Annotated in this window: 15 protein-coding genes; 4 read left to right on the top strand and 11 right to left on the bottom strand. The window is 64.1% G+C overall.

Annotation, left to right across the window (positions count from 1 at the left end):
* Positions 1 to 80: 80 nt before the first annotated feature.
* Positions 81 to 1,055 carry a universal stress protein gene (locus AC6CHO_RS07740; protein WP_498214472.1) on the bottom strand — a complete coding sequence of 325 codons (975 nt, stop codon included), beginning with the start codon at positions 1,053 to 1,055 and terminating at the stop codon, positions 81 to 83.
* A 169-nt stretch (positions 1,056 to 1,224) separates the two neighbouring features.
* Here AC6CHO_RS07740 and AC6CHO_RS07735 point away from each other — a divergent pair, with 169 nt between their 5' ends.
* Complete coding sequence (locus AC6CHO_RS07735; protein ID WP_498214471.1) at positions 1,225 to 2,676, top strand: NCS2 family permease; 1,452 nt, start codon at positions 1,225 to 1,227, stop codon at positions 2,674 to 2,676.
* A 91-nt stretch (positions 2,677 to 2,767) separates the two neighbouring features.
* Positions 2,768 to 3,277, top strand: coding sequence for a DUF2087 domain-containing protein (locus tag AC6CHO_RS07730; protein ID WP_498214470.1), 510 nt, complete (start codon positions 2,768 to 2,770; stop codon positions 3,275 to 3,277).
* A gap of 3 nt (positions 3,278 to 3,280) precedes the next feature.
* Here the strand turns inward: AC6CHO_RS07730 and AC6CHO_RS07725 are convergent, their stop codons facing one another.
* Both AC6CHO_RS07725 and AC6CHO_RS07720 read right to left on the bottom strand, forming a co-directional pair.
* Positions 3,281 to 4,114 carry a spermidine synthase gene (locus AC6CHO_RS07725; RefSeq protein WP_498214469.1) on the bottom strand — a complete coding sequence of 278 codons (834 nt, stop codon included), beginning with the start codon at positions 4,112 to 4,114 and terminating at the stop codon, positions 3,281 to 3,283.
* The gene (locus AC6CHO_RS07720; protein ID WP_498214468.1) at positions 4,107 to 4,613 is read right to left on the bottom strand and encodes a GNAT family N-acetyltransferase; all 507 of its coding nucleotides are present in this window, start codon (positions 4,611 to 4,613) and stop codon (positions 4,107 to 4,109) included. The genes AC6CHO_RS07725 and AC6CHO_RS07720 overlap by 8 nt, the downstream gene beginning before the upstream one ends.
* Before the next feature lie 181 nt (positions 4,614 to 4,794).
* Between AC6CHO_RS07720 and AC6CHO_RS07715 the strand changes: the two genes are divergently transcribed.
* Positions 4,795 to 5,148 (top strand): hypothetical protein, encoded by a 354-nt coding sequence (locus AC6CHO_RS07715; protein ID WP_498214467.1) that lies wholly within the window; start codon positions 4,795 to 4,797, stop codon positions 5,146 to 5,148.
* A gap of 16 nt (positions 5,149 to 5,164) precedes the next feature.
* Here AC6CHO_RS07715 and AC6CHO_RS07710 read toward each other — a convergent pair whose 3' ends face one another.
* Genes AC6CHO_RS07710 through AC6CHO_RS07680 form a run of 7 tightly spaced genes read right to left on the bottom strand, consistent with a single transcriptional unit; the run spans position 5,165 to position 9,961 of the window.
* Complete coding sequence (locus tag AC6CHO_RS07710; protein WP_498214466.1) at positions 5,165 to 5,854, bottom strand: O-methyltransferase; 690 nt, start codon at positions 5,852 to 5,854, stop codon at positions 5,165 to 5,167.
* Positions 5,851 to 6,177: a thiamine-binding protein gene (locus tag AC6CHO_RS07705; protein ID WP_060700287.1), complete on the bottom strand. Its 327-nt coding sequence runs from the start codon at positions 6,175 to 6,177 to the stop codon at positions 5,851 to 5,853. The genes AC6CHO_RS07710 and AC6CHO_RS07705 overlap by 4 nt, the downstream gene beginning before the upstream one ends.
* A gap of 52 nt (positions 6,178 to 6,229) precedes the next feature.
* Entirely contained in the window at positions 6,230 to 6,547 is a 318-nt protein-coding gene (locus AC6CHO_RS07700) for an AzlD domain-containing protein (protein ID WP_498214465.1), read from the bottom strand.
* Positions 6,544 to 7,233 carry an AzlC family ABC transporter permease gene (locus AC6CHO_RS07695; RefSeq protein ID WP_498214744.1) on the bottom strand — a complete coding sequence of 230 codons (690 nt, stop codon included), beginning with the start codon at positions 7,231 to 7,233 and terminating at the stop codon, positions 6,544 to 6,546. The genes AC6CHO_RS07700 and AC6CHO_RS07695 overlap by 4 nt, the downstream gene beginning before the upstream one ends.
* A gap of 22 nt (positions 7,234 to 7,255) precedes the next feature.
* On the bottom strand, positions 7,256 to 7,942 hold the full coding sequence (locus AC6CHO_RS07690; protein ID WP_498214464.1) for an alanyl-tRNA editing protein: 687 nt from the start codon (positions 7,940 to 7,942) through the stop codon (positions 7,256 to 7,258).
* 4 nt (positions 7,943 to 7,946) lie between these two features.
* Positions 7,947 to 8,816, bottom strand: coding sequence for a glycerophosphodiester phosphodiesterase (locus AC6CHO_RS07685; RefSeq protein WP_498214463.1), 870 nt, complete (start codon positions 8,814 to 8,816; stop codon positions 7,947 to 7,949).
* 26 nt (positions 8,817 to 8,842) lie between these two features.
* Positions 8,843 to 9,961 carry an FGGY-family carbohydrate kinase gene (locus AC6CHO_RS07680; protein WP_498214462.1) on the bottom strand — a complete coding sequence of 373 codons (1,119 nt, stop codon included), beginning with the start codon at positions 9,959 to 9,961 and terminating at the stop codon, positions 8,843 to 8,845.
* Here AC6CHO_RS07680 and AC6CHO_RS07675 point away from each other — a divergent pair.
* A complete protein-coding gene (locus AC6CHO_RS07675; RefSeq protein ID WP_498214461.1) occupies positions 9,849 to 10,907 on the top strand; it encodes a mannitol dehydrogenase family protein in 1,059 nt (352 codons plus the stop codon). The two genes, AC6CHO_RS07680 and AC6CHO_RS07675, sit on opposite strands and share 113 nt — an antisense overlap.
* 58 nt (positions 10,908 to 10,965) lie before the next feature.
* On the opposite strand, the gene AC6CHO_RS07670 is transcribed toward AC6CHO_RS07675, so the two are convergent.
* Positions 10,966 to 11,526, bottom strand: coding sequence for a dihydrofolate reductase family protein (locus AC6CHO_RS07670; protein WP_498214459.1), 561 nt, complete (start codon positions 11,524 to 11,526; stop codon positions 10,966 to 10,968).
* Positions 11,527 to 11,689 lie beyond the last annotated feature (163 nt).

The following is an 11,689-nucleotide window of genomic DNA, read 5'->3' as shown; positions in this document are numbered from 1 at the left end:
AAGCAGCCGCCGAATAGCAAGAGGCCACGCACCCATCGGGTGCGTGGCCTCTTGCTATTCGCCTTCGGCAGTGGCCGCGGCTACTGCTCCTGGGCTCGGGTATCGAAGTTCTTGCGATCGTCCAGCCGTGGATCCTCGGAATCGGGAACCACCATGACCGGGCCCTTGGAATGGTGCAGCACGCCCTGCGAAGTGGACCCCAGCAGCATGCCGGTGAATCCACCGCGGCCTCGCGAACCGGTCACGGTCAACACCGCATGCTCGGACTCGCGGATCAGCACCTCGACCGGAGGCCCGGAGACCACATCGGTTTCCATCTTCAGCTCAGGGTAGTGCGAACGCAGCCACTTCGTGCCCACGCCCATCTGATAGCGGACATCTTCGAGCACCGCTTCCTGGTCAATGGTCGCCGGCATCCATGCCAGCGCCGCACCCACCGGTGGCACCGCGCAGATCAGGCGCAGCGTCAGGTCGCTGGCCATCGCCGCGTCAGCGGCCGCGAGCACCGCGGAGCGCGCCCGGTCAGAACCATCCACGCCAACCACAATGCACTTGCGATCAGCGGCCACGTCTCCGGTGGCGTCCTGCTCCTTGGACATGCATAAAGGCACGACCACGGTCGGGCACTTGGAGTGGGCTGGCAGGGCCGAGGACACGGAGCCGAGCAAGCGGCCCACAAAACCGCCACGTCCACGGGTACCGACCACGACCAGCTCAGCGTCCTGGCTCAAATCCAGGAGCACCCCGGCCGGGTCCCCCGACTCGATGTACGTGCGGATCTGCGCCGCACTGCCTTCAAGGTCGATCCGCGCCTGGCGCACGATTTCTTCGGCACCACCGCGAATCAGGTCATCATCCAGGGTCGAATAGCCGGCATCCATGGAGGATGCGGCAAAGACCGGGATGGTGTAGGCGGAAACGATATTCAGCACGCTGCCGCGGCGCACCGCCTCGCGTTCGGCCCAGCGCAACGCGCACTTGCTTTGCTGCGAACCGTCAACACCGACAACAATTCCTTCGATCTTTTCTGCTGCGACTGGCGCTTCGTTACTCATCTGAATCGCTCCTTCATAACCTCAGATCACCATGGGTGTGATTTCCCTTACCTCCAATGTACTTGCTTTGATAGTTCTTGGTGTGAGTTGGGTCTAAAGATTTTTGATTGCGCCTAGTTAGCCATGAATCAGGTATCATTTGGCAACTAAAACGACATAGAATTTTTGCATGTCCTCCTCCACAAACACCGCGTCCGGGACTTCTGTGGCCGCGCGCATCGACCGATACTTCAAGATTTCGGAACGGCGTTCAACGTTCTCCACCGAAGTTCGCGGCGGCATCGCCACCTTCTTCGCGATGAGCTACATCGTCGTCCTCAACCCGCTGGTGCTCTCCGGCGCCGATTCCTCGGGCGGTGAGCTGGGCATCCAGCGCGTTGCCGCTGTGACCGCTTTCGTGGCTGGCATCCTGACCATCCTGATGGGCATTTGGGCCCGCCATCCCTTTGCCATGGCCACCGGCCTGGGCGTCAATGCTTTTGTGGCCATCACTGTGGCCACCAACCCGGAACTGACCTGGGCCGACGTCATGGGCCTGGTGCTCATCGCCGGTGTGGTCATGTTCGTCCTGGTGCTCACCGGCTTCAGAACCGCGGTGTTCAACGCCGTTCCGGCCGGGCTGAAAACGGCCATCGTGGTGGGCATCGGCATGTTCATCGCATTGATCGGCCTGGTGAACGCCGGGTTCGTGCAGCGCATCCCGGATGCGGCGAACACCACCGTGCCGGTGGGGCTGGGCTTTGACGGCGAGCTGATGGGCTGGCCAATCCTGGTCTTCATCATCGGCCTGCTGCTGACCATGGCACTGGTGGTGCGCAAGGTCAAGGGCGCGATCCTGATCGGCATCGTCGTCTCCGCCATCCTGGCCAACATCCTCGAAGCCGTCTTCCACATCGGCGAATTCGAAACCGGCAGCTGGTCCCTGGTCGTCCCATCCCTGCCGGAATGGACCCTGCCCGACCTCTCGCTGATCGGCCAGGTGAGCATCTTCGGCGCCTTCAGCAAGATCGGCTTCACCGCGGCATCGCTGCTGGCCTTCGTCATCCTGCTCTCGATCTTCTTCGACGCCATGGGCACCATGGTGGGCCTGGCCTCCGAAGCCGGCACCATGGACGAGAACGGGCAGATCCCCGACGTGGACAAGGTGCTGATGGTTGATGCAGCCGGCGCCATCGTGGGCGGCGGAACCTCCAGCTCCTCGGCCCAGATCTTCGTGGAGTCCGGTGCCGGCATCGGCGAGGGCGCGCGCACCGGCCTGGCCTCGGTGGTCACCGGCCTGCTGATGATCGTCGCGATGTTCCTGAGCCCGTTGATCTACCTGGTGCCTTTCGAGGCTGTGGCCCCGGCCCTGGTGGTCGTTGGATTCATGATGATCACCCAGGTCTCCAAGATCGACTGGAACGACTGGGGCATTGCGCTGCCGGCCTTCCTGACCTTCACCCTGATGCCGTTCACCTATTCGATTGCCAACGGAATCGGCGCCGGCTTCATCTCCTATGTCTTCATCCGCGCCACCCAGGGCCGCGCCAAGGAAATCCATCCGCTGATGTGGGTTGTTTCCGCGGCGTTCGTGCTGTTCTTCGGCATCGGCCTGATCGAAATGTGGGTCGGGGTCAAGTAATCCCGCGCTTCGTGCTGCAGCCCGCCATGCCCTGTCCATGGCGGGCTGTTGTGCGCCTACATCCAGGTGCCGATTGGCTAGGATAAGGAGCATGAGCGAAGAGCACCCGATTGCCGGGCAATGGATCCAAGTCGCCGCCGGGTTGAAGAATCCCGGCATGCGCCAGCTGCTCGGGGCAGTGCTTGCCGGGGCCGGGATGCCCGCGGAGCCCAGCAAGTCCCAGCTCAAGGACCTGGCGCGCTGGGAAAAGATCGGCTTGCTCCGCCATGACGGGGAAAGCTGGCAGGTCAACGAACGGCTGCTGGAGCGGACCCTGTCTTCGGCGAGCGCGCAGAAGGCCGATCGCAGCGGCATCCAGCGCTTTTTCGACGGTCCCCGCCTGGCGGCTCTTCCGGCCAAGCCCGGGGACCGGCACGAGGTGCTGGTGCATATCCGCGACGCCGTGATCAGCCCGGCGGAGCAGCTGCGCGAAGAGCAGCTGAACGAGCGGCTGCGGGTCTTCCACCCCGATACCGCCCTGCTGCGCCGCTATATGGTCGATCATGCCCTGCTGCTGCGCGCAGCCGATGGCTCCAGCTACCGGATCGGTTCCGAAGCCTAGGGCCTAGACCTGGGGAAGGATCGGGCTGGCCCCTGCGGCAAAGCGCTGCACCGAGGCCCCGGAGACCAGTTGCGCTGGCAGCGGCGCGGTGCGCAGGTTGCGCTCAAAAGCGGCGCCCAGGGTGAGCGGCTCGTCGCTGGCCAGGAAGACGATATTGCCGTAGCGCCGGCCCTTGAGCATCGGCGGGTCGGCAATCATGGCCACGTGCTCGAAAACTTCAAGCAGGGTGGCTGCTTCGGCCTTGGCCCCGGTCAGATCGGCGGTGTCCCCGCAGTTCATGATGTACACCCCGCCGCCGTCCAGCACCCGCTGGGCATGGCGGGCGTAGTCCACCGTGGTCAGTTCGCGCGGGGTGGTGCTTCCGGCAAAAACGTCGCGGATGATCACATCGCGGCTGTCGTCGCTCAAGGTGGGCAGCACCTGGCCGGCATCGCCCACGCGCAGCCGCACCAACGGGGCACGGGGCACGTCGAACGAGGTGCGCACCAGTTCAGCCAGCTTGGCGTCCAGTTCCACCACTACCTGGCGGGCATTCTCGTAGCTTGCCGCGACCCAGCGGGCCATGGAGCAGCCGCCTCCGCCCAGATGCAGCACGCGCAGCTTGCGGGCGCGCCCGTCGAAGTCGCTGGCCGGGAAACCGAAGGTGAAAATCGGTTCCATCCAGCGCATGTACTCGAAGTCGAGGTACGTCGGATCATCCAGATCCACGTGCGAAGACGGGACGCCGTTGACCTTCAGGATGTAGCGGTTGCCGCCATAGGGGTCGGCCTCGATAATGGCGCTTCCGGTATCAATGGGGAATTCGCCGAGCAACGAGTCCCCGGTGTCCCTAGCCATGTGCGCGCACCATCCGTCGTTCTACCAGTCCCTGCCAGGTGCCAACCAGTGCTTCGGTGGTTCCATCGGCGGTGAACCCTTGTTTTTCAAAAAATGCCTGCGCCCGGTTGTTGCCTTCCAGCACCCAGACCAGGGCGTCGCGCTGCCCGAGCACCACTTGCATCAGGTGGGCGCCCAGTCCGCTGCCGTAGTACTGCTCGAGCACGTAGAGCATGCCCAGCTCGATATCGACGCCGGCATCCTGGTCTTCGTCGATGCTCGGGGTTGCCCCGGCCAAGCCGATGATCGTCCCCTGGGGGTCTTCGGCGATGAAAAACTGCGCGCCGGAGGCCAGCCCGCGTTCCCACCACGCAACCTGCCCGTCCAGCTCTTGCTCATGATGGGTGAAAAAGGATGGTTCGCGCAGTCCGGCATAGGCTTCGCGCCAGCATTGCAGCTTCATCTCCAGCGCTTTGCGCACGTCGTTCTCGGTCGCCAGGCGGATTCGGTAGTCGTTCATATGTGGCACATTTATACCCTACGGCAGTGCCCTGGCCTATTTCAGCCAACGCTCCCTGCGCCCCTCCTACTTAAGTAGGATTGCAGACAGTCCAAGTGTTTGAAAAAATACTAGTCGAGGCTCAATCCACCGGGAGCAGAAAAAGAGGCAAGGTTTGCATCAAAATACGAAGTACGCGTGTTTGACTGCAGGACTTGTCGGCTCGCTCACCTTGGCCATCAGCCTCTCTGCGACGCTGTGGGTGATCCTGCTCGGATCCATCATCCTCGCCGCCGGATTCAGCCTCTTGTCCAAGCTCGAGCGCTTGTGGGGCCCAGCCACCCCGGAACATTACTACTACATCATCCCGATGCTGGTGGGCCCGGTCGTCGCCGGCCTGGTTCGCAATACCGAATACGCGCTGTGGGTGGGAGCCCCGGTGGCCGTGATCTGTGCGCTGGCGGTGCATTACCTGATCATCAAGTCCCCGCCGTTCAGGCATGACCCTGATGAAGAATTCGACCGCGAGTTCCACGATCACCATTCAGCGCGCTAGCCATCGGCTTTGCTCCCTACAGCACCCGCGCGAGCGCGAATCCGTCCCAGCCCTTGGAGCCCAGCGTCTGCAAAGCGGTCACCGAGATCCGCGGATGATCGCGCAGCCACAGCAGCGACTCCTGGACTCCGCGCACGTCGGCTTCCTGGCTGCCCAGCTGGCCCGGATCATCCAAGATGGCGCCACCACGCACCACGTTGTCCACGACCAGCACCGTACCCGGGTGCGAGAGCTTCAGCGCACGCTCCAGATAGATCACGTTATTGCGCTTGTCGGCATCGATGAAGATCAGGTCAAAGGCTTCGCTGCGCTTGGCAATCAAGGTGTCCAGGGTTCCGCGGGCGGCTCCCAGCTTGATTTCTACCCGGTCCGCGAGCCCGGAGCGTTCCAAATTCTCCCGGGCTACCGAGGCGTGCAACGGCTCGAATTCGCAGGTGATCACCTTGCCGGCCGAACCGACTCCGAGGGCCAGCCAGCTGGTCGAATAGCCGCCGAGCGTGCCAATCTCCAATACCCGCCGGGCGCCAATCATCTCTGCGAGCAGCTGCAGGAATTTGCCCTGGCCCGCGCTGACTTCAATGGGCGGTAAGCCGGCGGCCCGGCCGTGCTCGCGCCCTTTCTCCAGGGACTCGACCTGGAGCCCGAGGGATTCTTCCAGATATTGCTCAACCGCACCGGCCTCTCGGTCGGTTGAATGGTGAATCATGACGATGCACTCCCCTCACTATCCTTAATTGCCTGCTCCAGCCGCTGGATCTTTCCATCCAGTTCACCTTCGCGTCCGGGACGGATATCGGCTTTGATGACCAGCGAGATGCGCGAGCCAAAGGGCGCGACGGCCTCGGTGGCCCGTTTCACGACGTCGAAAACCTCGTCCCATTCGCCTTCAATTTCGGTGAACATGGAACTGGTGCGGTTGGGCAACCCGGAATCGCGCACGACTCTCACGGCTTCGGCAACGGCGTCATGCACCGATCCGTCGGGGTTGCTGCCAGTACCGGATGGGGCTACAGAAAAAGCTACGATCATGCATCTACTTTCCCACCCCGGCCCCGGCTTGTCATCTGCTTTGAGCAGGTGCTCAGGCGGCCAGCCCGGTGGCGCGCAGCAGAATCGCGGCCAGCGCCCCGGCCAATACCACCACCAGGTAGGGAGCTTTGAAGAACAGCGCGATCATCGCGGCCGCCAAGGCGCCGATGCGTGCATCGACCACCAGCTCCTGGCCGGAAGTGAACGCGTTGACGGTGACCAGGGAGGCCAGCAGCGCTATGGTCAGTGTCGAGGCCACGCGCGTCATGATCGGCGAATCCAGGACCTTGCGCGGCACGAAGTAGCCGCACAGCTTGATGGCATAGGCGGCAAGGCAAGCGCCCAGAACCCACCAGCTAAGTTCGCTCATTTTTGCTCCTCGCCCACGCTGTGCAGCCCGCCATGCTCCGTTGCCGGCGGCGCCTTGCGCACCATGCATAGCGCATAGATCGCGGCACAGACCGCGGTGATCAAAATCGGCAGGCCAGGCGCGCTGATCGGCACAGCCAGTGCGGTCAGCACCGCGGCGGCCACGGCGATGAGCACCGGCTGCATGGATTTCAGCCGCGGCCACAACAGGCCGATAAAGGCCGCGACCGCAGCACCGTCAAGACCCCAGGCTGCCGGATCCCCCATCTGCTCGCCGAGCAGGGCGCCGGCCAGCGTGAACAGGTTCCACAGCACGTAGACCCCCACGCCCGCGGTCAAGAATCCCCGGCGTTTTTCCGAGATCTGGGCCTGCCCCAGGCTCACGGCCGTTGATTCATCGATGGTCACCTGGGCCATCCACGGCACCTGCTTGCCCAGCGGCCGCAAGGCCTGCTTGATCTGCATTCCGTAGACGGCGTTGCGCACGCCCAGCAGCGTGGCGGCAGAAAATGCGGCCGAGGCCGCGCCGCCGCCGGAGATCACTCCGATGAAGGCGAACTGCGATCCGCCGGTGAACATCAAGGCGCTCAATGCCACCGTCTGCCACAGTTCCAGGCCCGCGGCGATGGACAGGGCGCCAAAGGAAATTCCGTACAACCCGGTGGCGATCGAGATGGACAGGCCCATTCTTGTCGCCGGGGTCAAGAATCTAGCCACCGTGGCTGGCCTCGTAGCGCACCTTGCAGACTCCGCGCTTGACCTTGGCCTCGAGAATAGTGAACCCGCTGAGCTGATCGACGTTGCCCACGTGGGTGCCGCCGCAGGGTTCGGCGTTGATCCCTGCGATGGTGACGGTCCGATGCCCTTCAGCGTCCATGGCGCTGCTGATTGCTCCGCCCTGGGCTACCAGCTGGTCAACCCGCTGCTGCAGCCATTGCCTGGCGGCTGCGCGTTGCGCCTCGTCAGCCAGCGGCATGTCGATGCTGTCCGGATCGAAGTCCAGGCGCGCCTGCCCCGGGAAGTGCGAGTGGCCCCGGTGCTGCCAGCCGCGCTGTTCGCCGGCGAATCCCAGCACGTGCCCGGCGGTGTGCAAGGCAGCGTGCTTGAGGCGCAGTTCACGGTCGATCGCCGTGTGCACCACTGCGCCTGCATCCTTGGCTTCTGTGCCGCGCAGGATCACCAGCCCTTCCTCATTGCGCTGCACGGTGACCTGCTGCCCGTCAACGGTGCCCGAATCCTCGGGCTGCCCGCCTCCGCGCGGATGGAAAATATTGGGGCTCACCGCCACCCAGCGGCCCTCTCCATCATCGCCGGTGGCGATGACGGTTGCCTCGGTGCTGAAAACATAGGTGTCCTGCAGATACAGGTTGACCTGGTCTATAGTATTGCCGCTCATGATCCTAGTGCTGTTCCAATTCCCTGCGTAGTTCCACCGGCCGGTTGCTGGTCAGCTCCCCGACTCCGAGCCCGATCAAATACTGCGCGTCGGCCGGACGGTCCACCGTCCAGATCCGGGCCTGCCGCCCTTCATCCAGCCAGCGGCGCACGATCTTCTCATTGGCCCGCGTCCAGGCGACTCCGGAACCGATAATGCCGGCCCCGCCGGCGTTGATCAGCTCGATGCCCTCGGCCACCGAGCGGCAGAGCACCGAGTACACCCCGGCCCGCCCGACCTGGCCGGAATCCAGGAGCTCCTGGATGAACTCGGGGTTCACCTCGGTCATCAGCTGGCACAGCAGGCTGGAATCCACTGTGCGGCCCAGGTAGCGCAGCGAGTCCGGCTCAAAGCTCATCAAGGTCACCGCGATCTGCCCCTGGCTGCCGGCCTTCCCGGTTCCGGGATCAAAGCCATGGGCTTGGAGCACCTGCAGCACCCGGTCTTCGAGCAGGTGCCCGTAGGGACTGGGGTGCTTGATTTCCACGGCCAGGCCCACCGGCGCGCCACGCTGCTCGATCAGCTCCAGCAGCTCGCCCAGGCTCAGCAGCTGCTCATTTTCGGTGCCGTACTCTGCCGGCACCTCCGCGGGCACGACCCCGGTGAAGTCCATGGCCTTGAGCTGCTCGAGGGTGAAGGCGGAAACCAGGCCCGAGGCGTCGGAGGTGCGATCCACGGTGGGGTCATGGTGGCACACCACTTCCCCGTCCATGCTCAAATGGACATCGCACTCTATTCCGTCCGCGCCCTCGTCAATGGCCTGCAGGTAGGCGGCCCGGGTATTCTCCGAGTATTTGTGCGAACTGCCGCGGTGGGCGAAAAAGAGCGTATCCATGGTTCATACGCTACGCGATATCGGCCCTAATTCCAGCCTTCGGTTGCGTCGCGCAGCTTCACGTAGCCAGCATAGATTTCCGGCCGGGGCCGGGCCTGGTAGCGGCTTGGCTCGGCGATATCCCAGACCGGCGGCTGCTCCTGGCCGCCCAGAGCCCAGGCCGCTTGCCGGGCGGCTCCCAGCGCCACGTATTCCGCAGTCCTGGGCACGTCCACGGCCACCCCGAAAATTTGCGGGGCAATGACCCGGACCGCCTCGGCCTGGGCGCCGCCGCCGATCAGCAGGATCCGCTTCGTGGCCACCTTGGTGCTCGCTTCCAGCGCCGCGACCGCATCCTTCATGGAGCACAGCAGCCCTTCCACATAGGCGCGGGCGATCTGCTCGCGGGTGGTGGTGCCGCGCAGCCCCTGCAGCAGGCCGGAGGCTTCGGGCCGGTTGGGGGTGCGTTCCCCGCCGAGGTACGGCAGCAGCACGACCCCGCCGGAACCTGGCTCGGCAGCCAGCGCCAGGTCGGAGAATTCCTGTTTCCCGACCCCGAGCATGCGTGCGCCGAAGTCCAGGACCGGCGCCCCGTTCAGGGTGCAGGCCAGCGGCAGGAATTTGCCATTGGCGGCGACAAAGCCGGTCACCATTCCGCTGCCGTCATGCACACTGTCCTCGGCCACCGCGGAGGCCACCCCGGAGGTGCCAATGGAGATGCAGACATCACCGGGCTGCAGGTCGAGCCCCAGCGCGACAGCCATATTATCCCCGGTGCCCGCGCCGATCACGGCGCCGGTGGAGGTCCGCCCCACCGCCTCATTGGCTTCGGCCAGCCGCGGCAGCTGCACGCCGTGCCCCAGCGCGGCCGCTGCGAGATCGGGCAAGAAGCGGCGCGCGGCCGGATCGTAGTACCCGGTGCCCGAGGCATCCCCGTGATCGGTCACCGCTTCCTTGCGCCCGCCCAAATGCCAGGTGAGGTAGTCGTGGGGCAGCAGGACCTGGGTGGTGCGCGACGCGTTCTCCGGCTCGTGATCGCGCAGCCAGCGCAGCTTGGTCACGGTCAGCGAGGCCACCGGGACGCTGCCGGTCTTCTCGGCGCAGGCCCCGCGCACCACCTTCGGCCTGATCAGCCCCGGGCTGAAGCTGCGCCGCGAACGCGGCATCGCCCCCTTCACCGTGATGAGCTGCGACAATATCCAGGGCAACGGCGAGGTGGCGCACAAGATGTTTGGCGCCTTCGCCACGGCGCTGGACCCCGAATTCGGCGACTGGGTGCAGGAGAACGTGTCCTTCCCGAACTCTATGGTGGATCGCATTACCCCGGTCACCACGGATGCAGACCGCGCCGATGTCGCCGAGCGCTATGGCATCGAGGATGGATGGCCCGTGCTCTACGAGGACTTCGAGCAGTGGGTGCTGGAGGACAAGGTTGCGGCCGGCCGCCCGCCCTACGAGGAAGCCGGAGTGCAGCTGGTCGATGACGTGATGCCCTATGAACTGATGAAGCTGCGCCTGCTCAACGCCACCCACCAGGGTCTGTGCTACTTCGGCCACCTGGCCGGCTACCGCGCGGTGCATGATGTGGCGCGCAATCCCCTGTTTGCCGATTTCTTGTTGAGCTACATGAAAAACGAGGCCGAACCGACCCTGCGCCAGCTTCCCGGCGTGGACCTCGACGCCTACCAGCACAAGCTCATCGAGCGCTACAGCAATGAATATGTGGCCGACACCGTGGCACTGCTGTGCGCTGATTCCTCGGACCGCATCCCAAAGTGGCTCATGCCCGTGGTCCGCGAGAATCTCGCCGCCGATCGGGACGTCACCTTATCGGCCGCCATTGTGGCCAGCTGGGCGCGTTATGCCGAGGGCACCGATGAATCCGGCGAAGCAACCGCCATCGGCGACAGGCTGGCCCAGGAAGTGCGTGCTGCCGCGACCAATCACGGCGACGACCCGTTGGCCTTCCTGCGCCAGCGCGACCTCTTTGGGGACGTGGTTGATGATGAGCGTTTCACCGCCCCGTACCTGAAGACCTTGGATTCCCTGCATGAGCGCGGATCCCTTGAGACGCTGGCTGAGCTCTTGGGCCAGAAGGCCACCGCCCGCTAATCAAAAACCCGCGCCAAAGCCGGCCTGCTTGTGAACTCATTGCACGAGCGGGCCGGCTTTATTGCGCGCGGCGATAGTGGGCGGCAATAACGCCATTGCCCAGGCTCATTGTTTCCCGCAACTCCAGTCGGCGCGAAGCAGGCAACCCAGCATCGTACAGCCGCGGGCCATGCCCGGCAATGATCGGGTGAATCAGAAAGCGGTACTCGTCGATCAGTCCCAGCTGGTCCAATGCTGTTGCCAGCTTGCAGCTGCCCAAAAGCACGCCGTCCGGCACACGCTCTATCAGCTCTTGAACCGACGTGCGCAGGTCGCCAATGAGATGGTGGCTGTTATTCCACGGAAAGTCGGCGCGCTGAGCGGAAACCACATATTTGGACTTGTCCTGCAGCTTCAATGCCCAATCGCGCAGCGCCTGGGGCGCCTCGACTTCTCCGCTGGCCACCAGCGGCCAGTACTCTTCCTCCATCATTTCGTAGGTAGTCCGGCCCCACAGCATTGCTCCATGCTGGTCCATCAAGCCGGTGAAGTACTCGTGAGTCTCATCGTCAGCGATCCCCACTCTATGATCAATACAGCCATCAAGGGTGACATTGATAGCGAAGGTTAGATGCCCCATCTGCGGATTCTCCTCGGCCAACGACCAGTGCGTGGGTCGACTCTAGAGCCGCCACGACTCGAGCGTCAAGGCACACCCAGCTAGTTATTGCTCCCTTAAACAGGAAAAAAAGGGGGGCCAGGCACCCACCCGAACCCCCACCAACCAACCACACCAACCAACC

It is taken from the genome of Glutamicibacter sp. GQ173, from assembly GCF_059759215.1.
Note: the sequence above shows the minus strand (reverse complement) of the source record. Positions and strands in the feature narration are given on the sequence as shown.